This is a genomic window from Aeromonas sp. QDB54, from assembly GCF_027707385.1.
GTDB classification, from domain to species: Bacteria; Pseudomonadota; Gammaproteobacteria; order Enterobacterales; family Aeromonadaceae; genus Aeromonas; species Aeromonas hydrophila.
Genome location: NZ_JAPCIT010000039.1, coordinates 1 through 18,706 on the forward strand (window position 1 = coordinate 1; position 18,706 = coordinate 18,706).

12 protein-coding genes are annotated in these 18,706 nt (G+C 51.1%); 9 read left to right on the forward strand and 3 right to left on the reverse strand.

The window, feature by feature from the left end:
• The first annotated feature begins 284 nt into the window (after positions 1-284).
• The 4 genes from PG881_RS22565 to PG881_RS22580 all read left to right on the forward strand — a co-directional run bounded on the left by PG881_RS22565 (position 285) and on the right by PG881_RS22580 (position 4,866).
• Complete coding sequence (locus PG881_RS22565) at positions 285-1,292, forward strand: Fic family protein (RefSeq protein ID WP_270803011.1); 1,008 nt, start codon at positions 285-287, stop codon at positions 1,290-1,292.
• 277 nt (positions 1,293-1,569) lie between these two features.
• Positions 1,570-2,478 (forward strand): nuclease-related domain-containing protein, encoded by a 909-nt coding sequence (locus PG881_RS22570; RefSeq protein ID WP_270803013.1) that lies wholly within the window; start codon positions 1,570-1,572, stop codon positions 2,476-2,478.
• 196 nt (positions 2,479-2,674) lie between these two features.
• Positions 2,675-4,174 (forward strand): hypothetical protein, encoded by a 1,500-nt coding sequence (locus tag PG881_RS22575; protein WP_234915707.1) that lies wholly within the window; start codon positions 2,675-2,677, stop codon positions 4,172-4,174.
• Positions 4,175-4,290: 116 nt separating this feature from the next.
• Positions 4,291-4,866, forward strand: a complete 576-nt coding sequence (locus tag PG881_RS22580) for a hypothetical protein (protein ID WP_025201459.1) — start codon at positions 4,291-4,293, stop codon at positions 4,864-4,866.
• Between the two features lie 195 nt (positions 4,867-5,061).
• On the opposite strand, the gene PG881_RS22585 is transcribed toward PG881_RS22580, so the two are convergent.
• From PG881_RS22585 to PG881_RS22595, 3 genes are all read right to left on the reverse strand, one after another.
• Positions 5,062-6,795, reverse strand: coding sequence for a hypothetical protein (locus tag PG881_RS22585; protein ID WP_270803015.1), 1,734 nt, complete (start codon positions 6,793-6,795; stop codon positions 5,062-5,064).
• Positions 6,783-7,532 (reverse strand): hypothetical protein, encoded by a 750-nt coding sequence (locus PG881_RS22590; RefSeq protein ID WP_042014310.1) that lies wholly within the window; start codon positions 7,530-7,532, stop codon positions 6,783-6,785. The genes PG881_RS22585 and PG881_RS22590 overlap by 13 nt, the downstream gene beginning before the upstream one ends.
• Positions 7,533-7,855: 323 nt before the next feature.
• Positions 7,856-13,168, reverse strand: a complete 5,313-nt coding sequence (locus PG881_RS22595; RefSeq protein WP_101617388.1) for a DUF4011 domain-containing protein — start codon at positions 13,166-13,168, stop codon at positions 7,856-7,858.
• Between the two features lie 407 nt (positions 13,169-13,575).
• Between PG881_RS22595 and PG881_RS22600 the strand changes: the two genes are divergently transcribed.
• The 5 genes from PG881_RS22600 to PG881_RS22620 all read left to right on the forward strand — a co-directional run bounded on the left by PG881_RS22600 (position 13,576) and on the right by PG881_RS22620 (position 18,595).
• Positions 13,576-14,469, forward strand: coding sequence for a helix-turn-helix transcriptional regulator (locus PG881_RS22600; RefSeq protein WP_182859717.1), 894 nt, complete (start codon positions 13,576-13,578; stop codon positions 14,467-14,469).
• 126 nt (positions 14,470-14,595) lie between these two features.
• Complete coding sequence (locus tag PG881_RS22605; RefSeq protein ID WP_270803027.1) at positions 14,596-15,264, forward strand: TM2 domain-containing protein; 669 nt, start codon at positions 14,596-14,598, stop codon at positions 15,262-15,264.
• 12 nt (positions 15,265-15,276) lie between these two features.
• Complete coding sequence (locus PG881_RS22610) at positions 15,277-15,966, forward strand: hypothetical protein (protein ID WP_270803029.1); 690 nt, start codon at positions 15,277-15,279, stop codon at positions 15,964-15,966.
• 161 nt (positions 15,967-16,127) lie between these two features.
• On the forward strand, positions 16,128-17,570 hold the full coding sequence (locus tag PG881_RS22615) for a hypothetical protein (RefSeq protein ID WP_270803031.1): 1,443 nt from the start codon (positions 16,128-16,130) through the stop codon (positions 17,568-17,570).
• A 428-nt stretch (positions 17,571-17,998) separates the two neighbouring features.
• Positions 17,999-18,595: a hypothetical protein gene (locus PG881_RS22620; protein WP_270803033.1), complete on the forward strand. Its 597-nt coding sequence runs from the start codon at positions 17,999-18,001 to the stop codon at positions 18,593-18,595.
• Positions 18,596-18,706: the final 111 nt, after the last annotated feature.

An 18,706-nucleotide genomic window follows, 5' to 3' on the forward strand; every position in this document is an offset into this window, starting at 1 on the left:
GCTTTTTTCTTTAATCTTAATGGTGCCCGAGGCCGGAATCGAACCGGCACGACGCGAACGTCGAGGGATTTTAAATCAAAGGAACTCGTTTGCATCTCATTGCATGAAATAGCAAGTAGATGGAGCGAGTAACACCGCAAGTTCGCAACAAATCGCACCCCGTCATAAAACATCGCATACCACTTATCACAGAATTCGCAAAGATACGCCGCCGTGTTGGTCTTGCCCCCGATCTGATAATCTCTGAACCTTCGCATTTGCAATCGTTTCAGTCGGAGTCCCCCATGGCAGCCTATTCCCCTCCCTTCACCCTGACCCACGCCATGTTGAGCCGGGTGGCAGAGATAGCAGAATTGGTGGGGCAATGGCGCTCGACGCAGAGCTCGCAAGTGCCCATGCTGCGCCGGGAAAACCGGATCCGCACCATCCAGGCATCCTTGGCTATCGAGCACAACACCCTGAGCCTGGATCAAGTCACGGCAGTGATCGACGGCAAACCTGTACTGGGATTACCCCGTGAGATCCAGGAGGTGCGCAATGCCTTTGCCGCTTATGAAGCAATGTCGGCTTGGGCCCCTACCTCTTCTGCGGATTTGCTCAGGGCCCATGGACGCTTGATGCACGGGTTATGCGACAATGCGGGACAATGGCGTAGCAGTGGGGTCGGCATCTATCGGGGTGAGCAATTAGTGCATATGGCTCCCCCCGCGACTCAGGTTCCACGTCTGATGGAACAACTGATGCAATGGTTGGCAGAAACAGAGGCCCATCCCTTGATCGCCTCTTGTGCCTTGCACTACGAGTTGGAGTTTATCCACCCCTTTTCCGATGGAAATGGTCGTATGGGACGCTTGTGGCAAACGGTGATCTTGAGCCGTTGGCAACCAGTGATGGCCTTCCTGCCGGTGGAAGCGATCATCAAAGAGCGCCAAGAGCACTACTACCACCAATTAAGTCAGGCCGACAGGCTGAGTGACTGCACCGATTTTATTCTGTTTCTGCTAGAGGCGCTGCGAGATGCGTTGGCTGAAGCGATTGCCGCACAACCGGCATCACAGTTCACACCGCTGGAAAAAACGCGGGTAGAAACGCCGGTAGAAATGCGGGTAAAAACGCCGGACGCGGTGTTGGCTATCTTGGTGGCTGAGCCGACCTTGACCCTTAAACAAGTAGCCGAGCGGATAGGAAGATCGACCAGCACGGTGGAGCGAGCTGCAGCGGCGTTGGTTAAGGCGGGACGATTACGCTTTGTTGGTCCGCGCAAGGGTGGGCATTGGGAAGTGTTGTCATAGGACTGCTTGCTAAGGCCACCGAGTGAGTTTCTACAGCCGCCCAGCTTCCGGGTCGCATCAGTAAACATATAACCAGCCAAGTAAACCCAAGCGCAACGAACCCCATTTGCGCACAAAGGAGGCGCAGTAACTCTCTGTTTTATCTCACTAACACCACAAGGTGTAAGATCTCCATTGGGGATAATCAGATACTGTGATACTTCCCCCACATCCCAATGGATAGACTCCTATAGGTCAGCTAACCTGACCTCACCACATCCCCAAAAAGACGCATGAAATGGAATTCTCGTCGCTCGCGGTATCTGTTCTGGCAACTACTGGCTTGTTCTTGGGCCCGATCTTCTTATCTGTCGGGATCATCTTGTTAATCAGAAAAAGGCTTCGCTCACATAGGGTCAGTCCGTTGACCGCCGACCTGCTCAGGCCTGCGGGCCACACCCTGCAACAGCAAATCCAGGACCTGCAGATAGACCTCTTTTCCCAAATGCTATTCACACCATTGACCATGATGATGATCGGGTTCTACCTCTTGTTACAGAGCTACATCGATAAGAAGGCTATGAGCACGACTGTGATGCTGACTTCTGGGGTAGTCATGCTGGGTCTCTTTATCTATGGCACAACCAAAACTTACAAAATGGCCAACAAGGTTCAACACCTCAAGCTGGGTTACTCCTGTGAACTGGCAGTGGGTCAGGAGCTGGACCAAATCGTTAGGCCCCAACAGCACCCCTATCGGGTTTACCACGATATCCCGTTTGATGGATTCAACATCGACCATTTGATCATCTGCCCTAACGGGGTCTTTGTCATCGAGACTAAGGGTCGCTCCAAACCCATCAACAATGGAGAAAAACAGTTCAAGGTTCGGGTCGAAAATGATGCGCTTCACTTCCCAAACCATGTTGAAAAAGCGCCGCTCGAACAGGTCCGCCGTAACGTCACCACTGTGCGTAACTGGCTCAACAGTGCAACTGGGACCGAAGTCCCGGTAGGTGGCGTTCTGGTTCTACCTGGCTGGTTTGTGGATTTACGCCAGAAGATCACCTTCCCCTACATCGTCAGTGCCGCTGCACTCCCCAAGCAACTCCCCCAATTTAGGGCTGGCTCACTTGAACTGGCCCAGATCCAGGCCATCGCGCACCAGGTAGAGCAAAAAGTACGGGACGTTGCCAAGGCTGGCTAAGAGATCTTCATTGCCAACTGATATTCCATCAGTCAGCAAGTCTATCCCGCCATCCTTGAATGCCCCTCAGTTTGAGGCTCTTGGGGTATAGAGGAATACAGGGGGATTCGCAGCGATGAAATTGAAGTCACCCATTGCAGGCAAAAAGCCAGCGGCGCTATTGTACTAATTCTTTTTTGCACAAGGAGTGTACTCGATGTCTATCTCGCCCATGGATCTCGCAACTTATTACGGTGTCGATGACATTCCTGCTGCCCTATCGATAGGCGATAACCTCCATAGTTTGCTCGTAGCCATATTCAGGAATGAGCCTCTGACTTCGCCCCGCTACGACATTCTAGCCAGCTACGATCTCAACGCCTTGAGGGGTTTTATCAACGGCGATATGACTCTCCCTGAGTTCAGACGCCAATCTGCGGTAGAACAAGAGCTGCGCCGTTCTAAATCTCTTTACTATAAGGGCCGAAAGATTGTGCATCGCTACCAACCTTCAATCACGAAGCCCTTGGCTGCTCAGCAAGACGACAAACCTAATATAGAGAAGACTAGTCAAAATCCCACTTGGGATTACCTGCAGAAATTCCGGATCAAAAATGGTCTGGCCGATGGCCAGAATTCAGTGTCCCTCCCCCCGCATGAACTGGCCAAACAATTCTGGGTGGATGATATCACCAGTGCGATCACGGGCGGTGCCAGGTTGCACAGCCTCCTTGTCGCTGCCGGACAAGGCGCGACGATATCAGCAGCAAACAGACAATTTCTCTTGAACAGGGGGTTGAATGCCTTGCTGCGCTTCTTGACCGGTGAGCTATCCCAAGAGCAGTTCGACAAAAACGGGAAAGCGGAACAGGAGCAACGAAACAAGCTTGCACAACAGAAACAACGCGAGATCGCCGTTCAGAAGGCTGTAGATGAAGAACGTTATAAAGCCGAGCAGAAAGCCCGAAGTGTGCGACTTGAGGCTGAGCGGATTCAGCGTGAGAGTGACCCCAAGTACATCGCACGGATGAAGAACCAAGCACTCAGGGAGAAGTATGGTGTAACTGGATATGTCGAATCACATCACCTCAAACAGCTCATGGCAATCCTTCTCAAGCTGGATGCAGGTACACGGCTACTGGAGACTGAAACCATCTGGCTCAAGAGCAATGGCCGTGAGTTCGAGACAAAAGAGATTCTGCATACCTACAACCGACTCGAAGCGGATCACTGGCTAGCGGAGTACCGCAACAGCAAGAACCCATGGAGTGCAGTCAATGCCAGCGGACACTTGCGTAAATGCGCAGCATCGAATGAGGCGATTGCGCTGCTGAGTGCCATCCCAGCCAAGAGGCAGGGTCAGCCAAAGCTGAAATCTGCCATTCTCACCACGCATGGTGGTGCGATGCGTGACCGTGGCGAACATACTGCAGCATTGAACATGGGCGCTGAAGCTCACCGCCTTCAACCCAACAACTTTCGCCCCTGCACACTACTTGGTGCAGTCTGTATCGAGCTTGGCAACATTAGTGAGGGACATGAGTGGTATTGCAAGGCGGAAGCCAGAGGCGCTGGCCGTGACAGCATTATGTCGGATGTCAGGTCGCTTCTTACCCGGATGACAGCCGATAAGCGTGAAGCAGTTATCGCAGAACTGTTGCGCATTCATCCCGAACAGTATCGATGGCTAACTAAGTGGCGTCAGGCCAAGGCGTAACTGACATTATTGCTAGCAAACCGAGAGTGAATCGCAACCCGTTACAGCTGGGAAGTGTCTACATCACTGGTGGCGATTCACCCCACATCAACCAACTCTCTACATGAGGAGTCACCATGCCACATAAAACCCCGCTGCTCTCTGCTTTGACCTGTGCCGTCAGTCTCATTGCCTCACCCGCCATTGCCGCAAATACGGGCTTTAAAACCCTGACTGTCGGCCTACCCATCACCACGCTCCAAGCGGTCAACGATGGTCTGATACGCTACGACTGGCGCAGTGACATTGATGAAGAATTTCGCGGCAAACCCAAGGCAGGCGAGGGATTCTTAGGACGACCAACTACGGGTGAGTATTACTATGCAGTCTACCAACATAAAGTGTTCTCCTTCGGCGGTACCCAGGCATCGTACCAAGACGACTCCGTTGCTTCTGTCAGACAGGCTAAGGCAGACTTTGAGGAATTAGTCAGTCAGGCGACCAATACCTTGAAAGTCAAGCCAGTGATCATCCGCACAGTGAAGGATAAATCGGTACCGTTTTTTGAATGTGTAACCGACAGCATGTGTGGTAATTACAGCGCAACCTACACCATTGGTGCCAACGAGGTCTCGATCAAATTGATGCAAGACCGTGATGCAGAGAACGGTGGCCGCCAGCTCAACGCGGGAATGCGCGAGATCCTTAAGTAAAATGCTGCTTCTGAATCGCCCCGGCTTCGCTAGACACTTTTGAGCCGTTCGGAATATTGCTTCTCACACTCTTCTGGCGGATCCACACCAACACAATGATGGGATACCGCCAGCAGAAGCCGAAAAGCGGCTTAACTATGTGTCCGGATTTAGTTGACCACTACAAAATGACTTTGAAAGTTATCATTGCGATACCTAGGCTGCATTTCGTTTTCGTTGAGATTCATTGCTTAACGCCGCCTGTAATTGTTTCTGAAGCGCGGCCACGTTGACCTGAACCTCTCGCATTGTGCGCTTTGGCTCGGCGCAATGATACAGACATAACAGCGCCAGGGAGCCAACCAGGGGGATAATCACATAACAATGCTGGAGCAGAACGGCGTTAACCGGGTAGACGAACTCCTGTAACCGGATGATGAACTCCAACCCCAGCGAAAATGCTCTGCCGCTATTGAGGGTAGTTGCCGCGGAGAAGGTCTGATATGCCTTGGCTTCGACCAGGGGATTAGCTGCATAATACAGAGCCGACACCCCCGTTGAGACCAGGGCTATAGCTGCGGTCATGGCTTTCAAGGTGCGAGCCTTGCTCTGCTCATCGAGCAAACTGCGGGAGATCAAGGTGGTGAGCTTCATCATGTGGCCAACCCCCCCGAGCAGCGACAACAGCAGGGCCAGCGGAACAACTACCAGGGTCTTGACCGCGGAATCGGCCTTCTCAGCCAGCGGTCCCGGCCCCACGAATCGAGCGGTGGACGAATCCACCTGCGCTTGTAGCCTGGCGATGATGCTGTTTGCTATTGGGCGGTACACCTGGCGCTCGATGTCAGCAAACTCCGTCACAAGCGGGATCCGCCTAATTCCGTCTACTCCCAGCTGCTCGCGCACCGCGGCCTGTACCGGTTTGAGCAGCATGAACGATTCGATTGTCACGTAGCGACTGGGATTGCTGATCCCCATCGAGTCGCCCAGAGCCTTCCAGGTGTCACGATAGGCTTTCTGCCGCACCACAGCCTCGAAAGTCTTGCGATCGGTAGGGCGCCAGTTATTCGGCACTGGCACCCCAGCCTCGCGCACCTTTTGACGTACCTGGGCAAATTTAGAGGACGGGACCTGGTAAGGGCGGGCGTGTTTGGTGAACAGGTTAGTAAACCCCGCACGTTTTAGCTGGAACAGATAGTCATCCCAAGCGTCTGTGGCTGCTTGCTTCAATGCCTCCGGGCTAGTCCTTACAACGGCCTTGTTATAGGCGCGGGTATATTCCATATAGCGTTCTTCCACCCCCCGAACGATCTGGGGCCAAGTGTCATTGTTGAACTGGGCTGGAGACCCCAGGCATTTGGTCCGATCATCGAGGGCGTCGCAGGGCTTGGTCACGCTGATGGAGATCGCCTTTTTCAGCAGCAGGGTCATCTCGTCCTGGACATTGGGGTAGTTGAACGCCAATGCCGGGAAGATGGCAACGAATGCCATTACGGATGACTTGTGCTCCAGCACCTCCGGGGTATGGATGCTGCGTAAGTTCAGGGTGCCATTCGAGAGGCTACGGCCCGCCAGGGTCAGCAAAAAGGCGCCTTTTCTCGCTTCAGCGGTAGCAAACTCGGTCTGAATCCGATGGTCGATGAACGCGTCCTGCGCTTTATGGTTCAGACCCGTGAACAAGAGTACCAGCCCGAACGACCAAAGGATCCGACGGGAGGGTCGTATGTGCTGTTTGTCGATGAACATCCCGATGAACAGCAGCGAGATGGCCACCCCCGTCAGCAGCCGCCCGACGTTTTCGAGCTGGTTGATCTCATCCAGGGTTGCCTCCCGGCTGCATAGCTCCAGCAGGCTTGCACTGAACGCCAATTCGCACAACAGATAGAGCAGGGTGAGCCAAAACAGTTTTGTGCCAAGCAGCGCCTTAAAGCGCGATGTTATTGCTCCCATGTCACCACTTCCTGGGTGGTCTGGCTGGAGACCTTCTTAATCTCAATGGTGCCAGGCTGATAGGTTGCCTGGCGAATGACCGCAGGGGTGCTGGTGGCCGGTCTGGTCTTGGCTGCCGGGGTGCGTTTGCGTGATGCCGTTGCCGTCTGCTTGGGACGCGCTGGCGAGCTCTGGCGAGCTGTCTTTGTTTCGGTAGGGGTTGCCACTGGCCGCTGGTATCGGTATTCAGCAAATTTGGCCTGGCGCACGTCGAATGCGTAAAGCGAGTCGCTTTTCCCTGCAGGGTCTTCAAACATGATGTATTGCCCATTACGGGTTACGGTGTTCTTGGTGTACGGCTGGCATCCTGGGAACGGGTGGATTACGGTTTGGCGGTCGTCGTACCACACAGCCCATTGCGCTGTGGGGCAGTTGGCGCTGGTCCCGCGCACGACGACAAGCCCCGTCCGTGCAGATGTGTCGATAAAGTTTTCGAGCGAGCTGAATCCGGTCATCCCCCGGATGAGATCGCCGATGGTCATGTACGCCGTGGTGATGTCATAGGTGCCATCTAATCTGTTGCGACGAACCTTCCCGAGGTAGGGGCGATCCCCACTGAGAGCGAACGACCCTACGGACTCATAACTCGCGAAACTGGCCAGCGGCCCAACGATAGGTATTACGGCGTTGCCTTGTGTCGAGCACCCGGTCATTAAGAGACCGGTGACGACGATGGCGGGTAACGTTGCTTTCTTCACTACTCACTCCCTTCAGTGCTGCTCCAGGAGCAACAACAACCTATCCAAGCCCACCAAGAAAAAATGGCTGAATCACCCCAAGTTCACTAAACACTTTTCAGCCTTACCATGAAGCGATGACTGGAGGGTTATGGCCCTGATTCACTCCTGAGTGAACTTCAATTACCCAAGGCGAGAAATGCACTATCCGACGCAAACCATGAGCAATGTGCATTTCTTATGGTGCGTAACCATTTGATTTATATGCAAATCATCGATAGGTGTAACAACGCTATTGGGGATATACACATAACCCTGTATATACCCCCACCAGAGAATTTCATTTAACCCGGTTGTACTTCAAGACGCGCCTGCTCTTCCAATACGTCTAGCCGTGCTAGAAGCGCTTTCAGGGGGATCTCTCGGTTAAACCACCAGTCAGTCGACCAAATACGGTGAATATTCCAGCCTAAACCTTCAAGCACCATTTGGCGCAAGCGATCTCGATCACGAGCACTCGGTGCGGAATGATAAGTAGCGCCATCGCACTCTACTCCCAGCAAAAATTTTCCTGGAGCATGAGGATTGACTACAGCCAGATCGATTCGATAACCGGATACACCAACTTGTGGCACAACACGCCACCCACGGTTACGCAAAGCGTCAATGACCTGATATTCAAAAGGACTGTCAGGTTCCCGCCCAGTTGGTATGGCTTGTTCAGTCAAAACACGGGCGCCATGCAAAGCGAAGTCCAGATAGGCTTTTAGATCTGCCACCCCCCTGGCATTAGTGCGCGATAGATCAATGTCCTCTGGCCGTAGGCTTGAGAATATCTTGACTTTGTGTCGAGCACGGGTAACAGCCACGTTAAGGCGGCGATGGCCCCCTTCCTTGTTCATTGGACCGAAATTCATACTCAACTTTCCACTTGCATCCTTAGCAAAGGTAATTGAGAACAAGATGATGTCACGCTCATCACCCTGAACATTCTCCAAATTCTTGATGAAGAGTTCTTCTGAGCCAGCCTGTGCAATAGCCTCATCCAGTTGCCGATTCGCAAGGCGCCGCTGATCCATTAGTTTCTCTATCAGAGCCTGTTGAGTAGAGTTAAAGGTAATGACTCCAATGGAGAACTTCTTACCAGCACCTGAGAGATAGTGCTGCTCGATCTCATCAACGATCTTGGCAGCTTCAATTTTGTTTGTGCGCGACTTGCCGGGCTCATATATCCCTTTCGAATCAACAAACTCCACAGAGTTATCCGTTTCCACGGGACTTGGGAAAGTAACTAAATCCGACCCGTAATACTGGTGGTTACTGAATGTAATCAACCCTTCGTTACGTGAACGATAGTGCCAAGCCAACCGAGACAACGGCATGCCACAGGACAAACATTCATCCAGAATAGATTCCATCTCGATGAGACTTTCATCATCAAAGTTTCCAGAGGCATCCGAAGCACTAAAGAAGTTGGTCGGAGGTAGCTGTTTAGGATCACCAACACAAATCAATTGCTTACCGCGTGATATTGCACCAACAGCGTCCCACGTCGGTATCTGCGAGGCTTCATCAAATATAACTACATCGAACATCTGAGTGCTCGTGTCTAGATACTGTGCAACGGACTGAGGTGACATCAGTAAACAGGGTTTTAAGCGTGGCAGCACTGCGGAGGATTTTTTAAGTACCTCTCTTATCGGACGATGCATCTTCTGCTTCTGCGCTTCATGGCGCAAAAACCCTATTTCCCCTTTCAAGTCACCCGTCAATTCTGACCCAGTTGGAATCTTGCCGCGCAACTTGGCCTGTACATACTGGACGGTGAGTTTCTGGAAACGCTCATCAGCCTTTTGGAACTCTGCAATTTTATGGGCTTGTGATGCACCAGAAAAGTTCGCGAGCAACGGCTCTCTATCCAAAATGCACTTTAGCCACCAGCTAGCATAAGACACCACAAAATGTTCTTTAAGATCAGCAAGATCTACTGCACCTTGCTCGACCTGCTCAATCAAGCCCTGCAATCCAAGTAACAAAGCCTTCGCACGGGAGTCATTCCAGACACACCATGGTTGGATTTCCTGTTTATGTGACTGCCACTGAGCATTCATTGAACGTATGCAACCCAGTAAGCCCACTTTGGCCGAGCCCCCCAAAAATTCGCTATTACCAGTGAGCTCCCTAAGGCTGGTAAACAGCGCTATGAACTCCGAATATGAATTCCTGTAAGCCTGGGCCACGTTATAGAGCCGCCCACCTGGTCTAAAGGACTCATTTTGATCAGAAAGCAGCACTCGAAGCGAACTTCGAGCGGCGTCTAACTGCTCTATCTGTGCGTCAAAGGCTTTTTGCACAGATAAAGCCAGATCATCCATCCAGCGAAGGTAGGCTGCCGCCTCACTCCAGTCGGTATTCTCGGCCTTAAAAACGGCTCCTAAGCAACTTAACCCGATTGCAGCATTTTCGTGAAGGTACTGATCCTCTACATTTAATTTGGCCAGATTATCAAGGAACGCGTCCATCTCCTCATCAGCAACGCGCGACTTATCAAGGCTAAAAAGTCTAATCTGATTAGAAACCTTCCGCTTAGTAAACCATTTCTTGGGCCACCAATCTTGGGATGCCGCTCTCCATTGAAGTTTTAACGGCGCGGCTTTTAGAGTTTTTAGTTCCGCGTCGTAATTCTTGAAAAATGACCATAGGGCGGTACGCTGCTCGCCATGCCGGATAAGTTCGCCCAATTTCTTACGTTCTTGCGTGCTGAACGCTTGACTAGCTGACTCCATTGGCACCTGTGAAACATTAAGTAAAGCAGCGGCAAGTTCATCAATGGACTGCAACTGATCCAAGCTCGCTTGATTAGCCTCGATTTTTACGAGCGCGGAGAAATCCTGCAAGCTGGCCTCGATATCGCTCACTTGCTCAACGGATTGCTTAGCCGTTTGCAATAGGCTGTCCTGCCAAGTAGGAGTCCAAGTTGTCTTCTTTACTTCATTGAGCGGGTGAGTCGATATTTTGGAAAGGCGTGTAGCCAACGCTGCCAAATCACCCACAAAATCTTCCAGACTGCATTTTTCCTTGTAGTCATGTGTCTCTGGGTCAGTCCAATCAAAGCGAGCTGGTTCTTTGCCGCTCACTAACGTCCAGCCCATAGCTTCGTACACTGTCAAACCGTTTCTATGTGTCTGATGTAACACCCTAACCAAGGCATTCAGTTCGTTTCTCAGCGCAGCCAACCGCTCTGCCTCGTACTCCCAATCAGCAACGAGTTTGTTGTCCGCGCATTCGAGCACCTGCACAAACTGCTTGGAAATCTCTGATTTCTTCGCTTTAGTCGAATGCAGCTCTAGGCAGAACTCAGCCAACCCAATGTCTGTTAATCGGTTGTGTACTACCTCCAACGCAGCCATTTTCTCAGCTACAAAGAGCACAGTCTTACCATTGGCCAGGAAATGAGATATAAGGTTGGTAATAGTCTGAGACTTGCCCGTTCCTGGCGGTCCCTCAACGACCATGTTTCGACCCTTTTCGGCTGTGCAGATGACAGCCAATTGAGACGAGTCAGCCAACAATGGTGTGTACAAAGATTGAGGTGAGAAGTCGCGATCCAAATCCTCAGGCCTGATCGCTTTTGTGTCATCCTGAAAATTTTCACCGTGATGGTTAACCAAATGGTCTACCACCTTATTTTTGAGTAAATCCTGAGAGTTTTTGGATAAATCTCTCCACATGAGGTACTTAGCAAAAGAATACAATCCAAGATAAGAGTCCTCGATGACTTCAAAACCTTTCAGGTCCTCAACTTTCTTCCTTAATGTCGCAAAAATCTTGTCTACGTCTACACCGGAATCATCATTGGGAAGTTGCCCGTCGAGATACGGTAAAGAGATGTCAAATGTTATTGCCAGCTTTTGTAAGAGTGTGGGGTTAAAAATTGTTTCCTCATCCAAACGTTCTAATCGGATGCCGGAGCCTACCGCACCGCGCTTCAATTTCACTGGAACTAGGAGAATTGGCGCCTTCAATACAGTCTCGGCTTCTGGGGTTTCTTTCCAGCATAAAGTACCCAACGCAATATATAGGCTGTTGGACCCGGTCTCATCTAAGGAATTTTTAGCCTCACGGAATATAACAGTGGCGTAGTCCTGCAGTTTTTCTTTTTCTACATCAAAACAGATTTCTTTTTTTGGTAGGGCCGATTTAGCATATTGCTCAGCCGAGGTCATGCCGTATTCGGCTTTAAATTCTTCCTCACTTCGGGGGTCGCCCATGTCAGCCATTGAACGTTTGGCTACGAGCTTGAATTCACCACCTGCTGCCAATGCGTCTTCAAGATCCCCCGCATCATGAGTCACTACTTTTAGGAATTTTTTGCTGGGTTTGAAATTCAGTAGACGATTTCGTAAAGTCAGATCTAGTAGTTTGGACTTCCAGTTTGCCATACGACCTTCCGGAGTGTTGTCAGTCACTACGTTTTCGGTGGTTATGACTCCTGGATCTAATGGCGGCAATTCTGGGACATCTTCAATAATTGGTCCCGCTGGTGAAAAATTCTCACCATAGTCGACAGTGCCTTTGCCTAGCGCAGCAATAGCACGCATCGGGCGAATGTGATTCTGGCGAGCCCGCTTGATGTCAATCGCGTATTCAAAAGTGTGCTCCTGGGCTTCTTCCAGATAATTTGCTGCATCGGCAATAGCCTTTTTCATAGAAGCAGCCTGAGGAATCACAGTGGTCTCAAGCGTGAGAAATTCTCCGGAAGCAATTCTCTTTCTCACATCTTGAGCACAGTCTTCTACCGGGTTGGAAAAATACGAATCAACTAACCAGACCCCAACCCAAGCATGGCCTTCCTTGACCAAAATTACCGGGTTCAAACCCGCTTGTTCCAGACAAGCCGCCAAAAGTACGCTGGAATCCAGACAGGTCATCATTTTACCATCGAGGATCTGGGCAGTAGTCCGAATTTTCTGTCCTGTTCGTTCGAAAGAGGCAGGTGGCGGTGCGTAATGGAACCCCATGTTTGCTAGAGTTTGGTAAATTGCATTTACCTGTTTCCAGACATGCTCACGGTTTTTACTCTGATATCCATTCATGCTCAAGCCTGTGGATGACTTAAGCAAAGAAGATGCGGCTGACAGTATGCGATCAACTTCTATAGGCGTGGGTTGAACATGTGCAGCCAATAGCTCTGGTAAACCCAGTGTTGCTCCCCACTCGTTACGAGCTAATACACGGATCGGTTCGTTGTGAACCAAAGCTTCTTCGCCTTCTTTAGACACGGTAATTATGATATTACCGGACTCAGCCTCATCCAAATCGAATAGATAGTCGTGGTTTAGCGAGAGTTTTAGTTGAACTGAGTTGAAGGTTCGAGACTCTTCAGCACCGAAGATATCAAAGGTGAAACGCTTGGGTTCAAAAAATGCCGGATTGACACTTATCTGAAAATCCACCTGTCTGAACGACTGTTCGCTTTTGTTGCGGATAATTAAACGCTGAATTAGTGGGATATTATTTTGAGCTGCGGCGTAATTTACTATCTTTGCCGCTTCAATTGAAATCTCAAATGAATTACTAAATAAAGTGTCTGAGGACTGCACCTCCGTATTAACCACAACACCTTCATTTGGTAGATTCTCGGATGTATCACTCATTCACTATTTCCTTATATCGCAATCAGAGACAAACCATATCACTCGAAACCGTGTTACCAAACAAACACAAAAACCCTCCATAAAGAAAGGGAATGGTTGTGGGGTCTACCATAACGGACAACCCGTTGTATAGACAATCTAAATTAACACATCTTTCTTATTGTGCGCTGTGGCTCACCGGGTGGTTAAAAAACATACATAGTGGATTTAGTTCCTCCTGAACACAAACGACCATCGTTGCCCGCTCAACCGCTTCTCGCCGGTTGATAACAAAACCCCTCACCTGATGACAAAAGCCCATCGCCGATGATGGGTTTTGCGAAAAACTGCCTGCCAGCCAATTCGTCACGCCGTGTCGCGGTCTGTTTGGATAATCCGCGACACGGTTATTCCCCTTGCTTGATGGTATGCACGAACACGACAAGATTGCTCAACGCCTCGGTATGCTCCTCACCCGCCTGTACAGCGGTGAGAAGCTGCACCTGAGTGATCTGGCCACCGAGTACAACGTCACCGTGCGCACCCTGCAGCGGGATTTCAATCAACGCCTCAGTTATCTACCGATAGAACACCGCAGCCAGCAATACTGGCTGGATCCTGGATTCCTCAATCACAAGAATGACAGAAAACTGCGAAAGCTGGCCGAGCAGTTGGGTATCACCGACTTGTTCCCCCGCGCCAGTGAACATCGTCTGGGTCAGCTACTGGAGAGAGGCACCCCAAGCCTCTTCGCCATCAAGGGGTTCGATGGTCAATCAGCCGACTCACTCATTCACCAGATACCGGTATTAGAAAGGGCACTGACCCAGCATCTGCAATGCTGGCTCATCACCAAAGACCAGCGCAAGCAACTGTTTAGCCCCTATCAGCTCGTCAACTACAAGGGCACCTGGTACTTGGCCGGCGTCAGCGAGGGAAGGTTGCAAGCCTATCCGTTGAGCTCCATCGCGCTGGTTGAGCTATCACAACAGACTTTTACCCGTGATGCGCTCATTCAACGACAGATCGATACCGACCCGACGCTCTGGCGCTCCGGCATGATTGAGGTGCTGCTCAAGGCCAATGCCTCCATCGCCATCAACTTTCAGCATCGCCCGTTGCTGCCCGAGCAGGAGATTGTCAAAACCCTGGATGACGGTGCGCTGTTATTGAGCAGTCGCGTGCTCGATGCCAATCAAATTCTGCCCGTCATCAAGTCCTGGATGCCGGGGCTCACTGTGATCTCGCCCGGATTTATCCATGAGCAGATCGTCCGTGATTTACGCCATTTATTGACCCTGATGAGTCAGGCTCCGCCCTGACCCATTTGTGACAAAGATCCCAGTTTATACATCTGGCGACAGCGCCTGACATGCCGCGACACCACCTGTCGCCGCTGTTTCACATTGTCGTCAACCATCCCGCAGTCGATATCCAAGGAGTAATGCATGAACGCCATTAGTCTGCAAAAAGTGTCCGACAACACTCTTTGCACCAACAGTCCCTATGAGCAACTCTTCGATCATGTCGCCGCCCATTTGCAAGCCCAGGGCGGCACGTTAAAAACCATCGAGCGCACCCAAGGCAGGCTCGAAGCCGCATGGAAATATGGCTTTAACCCATTCGGTATGCGTATCACCGTGAATTTCGCTTCCCAAGGCGATGAGACCATCCAGCTCACCCTCAATGGCTCATTTGTCGATGCCATCGATACCTTCGGTGCCGCAAAGAAGAAAGCCAGGGCAATCACGGATGAAATGCTGAAGCCTATCGATATCGCGGCATGGCCGATTAAAGAGGGGGAGGCATCGTCTCAGCAACCCTCTGCCGCGACCACTCCCCCGCAGGCACCGCTAAACGGCGCAAACGCCGTTGCGCACCGTGGCAAGCGCAAGGGGCTCACCGCTGTGTTCGCATTCTTGGGCGGCGGCATTGGTCTGCATAAGTTCTACACCGGGAACTGGGGCTGGGGGCTTATCTACCTAGCGCTCTGCACCACCGGCCTTCCCCTGATCTTGTCCGTGATCGAGTTCATCCGTGTTTTGTGCCTGACACAGGAGGAGTTTGATCGTCGCTATAACTACCGCCCCATATCCGCGTTTTCATGGGTGTGGTGAGGAGCGCCTTGTATGAACATAAAAACTGCAGTCGGTTTACTGATGCTCTGCTCGACGGGTGCTCAGGCCGGTTTGCTCAGCCTGCTGGATGTGGCAACCCTCAAGGAAAGCGAGCTGGAGATGTGCCCGAACATCTCCGTCGAGAAGATGGTCAACAGCTTCTTCGAAGATCCCGAGTGGACCGGCGGGAAAGCTGCTGATGGTCGGAAGTTGGTGAATGTCAGCGGCACCATCACCTATGCCAGTCAGCCCGCACGGGCCATGGTGCAGGTCTGGATGCAAGACGATGGTTTTTCTGTGGAGGCGCTGGAGATTAACGGGCGACCACAGCCGGAGGGAATGCTGGTTCTGCTGCTAGAGAAAATGTGCCAGAGCGCCAGAGGCTCTGACCATACCGGGGATCCACAGCAGCAAGCAGCAGACCTACCGTTCACGGGAACCCGCTATTTCAACTTCGGGGGTGAAAATGGGACTCAACAATCCATCACTATCGCCCCCAACGGGCGCGTCACATTGAGATCCCATGGTGCGACCTCTGTCTCTGTCGATTATCAGGGCATGTATGAAAACCCACTGCTGACACCGGCGGGTAACTACCGCGTTCATGCCGACAAGATATATATCACCGATGAAGGCGGAGACTTCCCCGATCCATCAGAGTGCGAAGTCATCGTGTGCGAGACAGAACTGTCTGCACCTTGATGCACTGAAGCCAAAATAAAACGAAAAGTTCGGTGAATAGAAACTCATAAATCAGAGGCTAATCAACATTTTATAGCCGTACACCGAGATAAAATTATCACGATGATAACGGACCATGCTCTGGGCGTTATCGCATACCAATAATAAACGGGAAACTAACAATGAAGAAAACCCCCTTGGCCATGATGTTGATGGCTACTTTGTCAGGCTGTGGCGGTGGTGGTAGCGACGGTGGAAACACGGATAGTCCAACCCCACCGAGTGCCTCCTTGGCGATGTCAGGAAAGGCGATTGATGGATACATTCAAGGCGCGACCGTCTATCTCGATCTCAATTTCAACCGTCAGTGGGATGATGGTGAACCCAAGACAACCACCAATGATGCCGGTGATTATCGGTTAGAGCTGCCGGTAGACCTGCAAACCTGCGCTCAATACGCCCCCTTGGTGGTCGATGTACCGGTGGATGCCGTGGACCTGGATCTTGGCCCGGTGACAGAAGCCTATCAAATGGTCCTTCCCCCCACCTTTGCCCCTATCACCAAAGATGATGCCTACCATGTGACACCGTTGACCACGGTGCTCTGGAGCAGTGTGGAAAGTGAGCTGGCAGCCCAATCGCAGACAACTTGCCAGACCGTCATGGCGAACCGGCAAAAGCAGGAACAGTTGATCGCCTCGATGAAACAGGCCGTCAGCCGTGTTGTCAGTCACTACAACATCTCTGAGCAGACGCTGTATGCGGACTTCATCGCCAGCGGTGATAGCGAGACAGCCACGCTGGCCCAGGAGATCGTGCGCGGCTTGCAGCAGTCTTTTACCGAGACAGAAACCTTGAAACGGGAGAACCCGGACGCCAAGTTTGTCTATGTCGATTACCACAAGGGGGATAGTCGCGATCACAACAATGCCTATCCGGACGCTTGGTATCGTGAAATCCAGTTGCAAGGGGCAGCCCAGAGCAGCACCGAGCTGGTGAAGGTGAGCGATGATTTCGCGCAAATTATCAAGACCATCATCTACGGTGAAGAGCGCCAAGTGACAGGCAATAACTACACCTACACAACCCGCTACGACTTTGAGTCGCGCCATGGGGACAACACCCCCTATAGCTGTGACATCAAGGAAACCCTCTCGGCCCGCTCAAACGCCAAGACGTACACACTGGTGAATCTGGCCGAAGCATCGGCAGAGAGCTTCAACGACTGTGCTCCTGACGATATGGCGGCAGCGATCACCCACCGTTACGCCACTATCAGCTATGACGCCAATGATCTGAGTTACGTCACCCAGTTCATCTATAACCGGCAGGCGGGCGCATTCAGCTTCCTGAACGACTGGGTAGGTCTGGAAGGGCAGCTATCCACCCTGAGTATGGGTGAGCTCTCTGCTGCTCTTGAAGCCCTCCCCTATCCGTATGACGAACCATCCCAAGATCCTGATGCGGCTAGCTGGGTCAAAAGCATGACGGCCAGTGAAAATGGCAATACCATCAGAACCAGTTACGACAGCGACGGCCTCTACAAGAAGCAGACAACCTATGCGGACGGCACTCATAGCCTGGAATGTGGCACGGATGGCATAACCTGGGGAGCCTGTCAGTAATCCGGCACCATAGAGCAGAAAACACAGAGGTCAGGGCCGGTCGGCTCTGGCCTCTTTTTCGCACCGCTTAGCTAAAACGGAACGATCCTGACTAATGGCCGAGCCGCATCTCCTGATCCAGCTTCAATCGCCCATATGAAAATCCATAATCCTGCGCAACACGCGTGAAATGCGTATTGCCAATTGTACGTAACCATCTGATTTATTGACGAAGAAGTAATAGGTGTAACAGCGCCATTGGGGATACATAGTGTACTGATCCAGGGCACTGAGGGATGATTTAGGAAACAACGTCATGGCAACCCACCGCAGTTGCTTGCTCTTCAATGCAGCCCATTCCACACGATGACATACCAAACACTTGTTCTCTTTATGGTTTTTACTACATAGTATGGTGAGTGTGGGCTTTTGATAGAGATGGAAAAGCTATGGTCGAAATACCGCTCGTGATGATATTTGTTGATATGGCAGAAAATGCCCTCAGCAAAATAGCGGATAATCCTGAGTATCGAGAGGAGTTGTTAACAGCCACTCAGTCTATCGATGACTGGGTTCAAGAGAAGCTAGGGAAAACCAGCAAACGAACCTTGCAAGAAAGCATCCAATTAGCGATGGATACCTCTATCGTGCGGGACAAGGAGACCATTTGCGCAATTATTGCCGTTGTCTCTACGCTGTACGCGACATCAAGCAGCCTGCGCGGAGCTGTTGTCGGCGGAACACTGCTGGCGCGTTTTGGTGAAGGTGTTTTTCCTCATATTAACAAACAAGAAATTCGGTTTGCTAAGCCAGTTAACGAAAAGCTTTATTCATATTTTTTCAAGCATAACAATGCATCGTATAAAACAGCGTTAAAAGATTTTGATTTTAAAAAACATGCTGATTTTTCGAATATAGGTGTTGGTCAGAGTTCTTGGGGTGCTATCTCGTTGTTCAACGCGCGAGGAGTTATGGAAATATTACTTAATTATGGGCCGACGATTTTAAAAGCAATAAAACGTTTCCTAATCTTCAATCCCACGTAAACTCGATTTGCTATGGAAGGTGCGAATAAGCGGAGAAATTCTTCTCGGCTGACTCAGTCATTTCATTTCTTCATGTTTGAGCCGATTTTTTCTCCCGTAAATGCCTTGAAT

What these genes read in the sequence shown, in the direction of transcription:
- PG881_RS22565 (WP_270803011.1), top strand. Translation starts at nt 285, where the DNA reads ATGGCAGCCTATTCCCCTCCCTTCACCCTGACCCACGCCATGTTGAGC.
- PG881_RS22570 (WP_270803013.1), top strand. Translation starts at nt 1,570, where the DNA reads ATGGAATTCTCGTCGCTCGCGGTATCTGTTCTGGCAACTACTGGCTTG.
- PG881_RS22575 (WP_234915707.1), top strand. Translation starts at nt 2,675, where the DNA reads ATGTCTATCTCGCCCATGGATCTCGCAACTTATTACGGTGTCGATGAC.
- PG881_RS22580 (WP_025201459.1), top strand. Translation starts at nt 4,291, where the DNA reads ATGCCACATAAAACCCCGCTGCTCTCTGCTTTGACCTGTGCCGTCAGT.
- PG881_RS22585 (WP_270803015.1), bottom strand. Translation starts at nt 6,795, where the DNA reads ATGGGAGCAATAACATCGCGCTTTAAGGCGCTGCTTGGCACAAAACTG.
- PG881_RS22595 (WP_101617388.1), bottom strand. Translation starts at nt 13,168, where the DNA reads ATGAGTGATACATCCGAGAATCTACCAAATGAAGGTGTTGTGGTTAAT.
- PG881_RS22600 (WP_182859717.1), top strand. Translation starts at nt 13,576, where the DNA reads ATGCACGAACACGACAAGATTGCTCAACGCCTCGGTATGCTCCTCACC.
- PG881_RS22605 (WP_270803027.1), top strand. Translation starts at nt 14,596, where the DNA reads ATGAACGCCATTAGTCTGCAAAAAGTGTCCGACAACACTCTTTGCACC.
- PG881_RS22610 (WP_270803029.1), top strand. Translation starts at nt 15,277, where the DNA reads ATGAACATAAAAACTGCAGTCGGTTTACTGATGCTCTGCTCGACGGGT.
- PG881_RS22615 (WP_270803031.1), top strand. Translation starts at nt 16,128, where the DNA reads ATGAAGAAAACCCCCTTGGCCATGATGTTGATGGCTACTTTGTCAGGC.
- PG881_RS22620 (WP_270803033.1), top strand. Translation starts at nt 17,999, where the DNA reads ATGGTCGAAATACCGCTCGTGATGATATTTGTTGATATGGCAGAAAAT.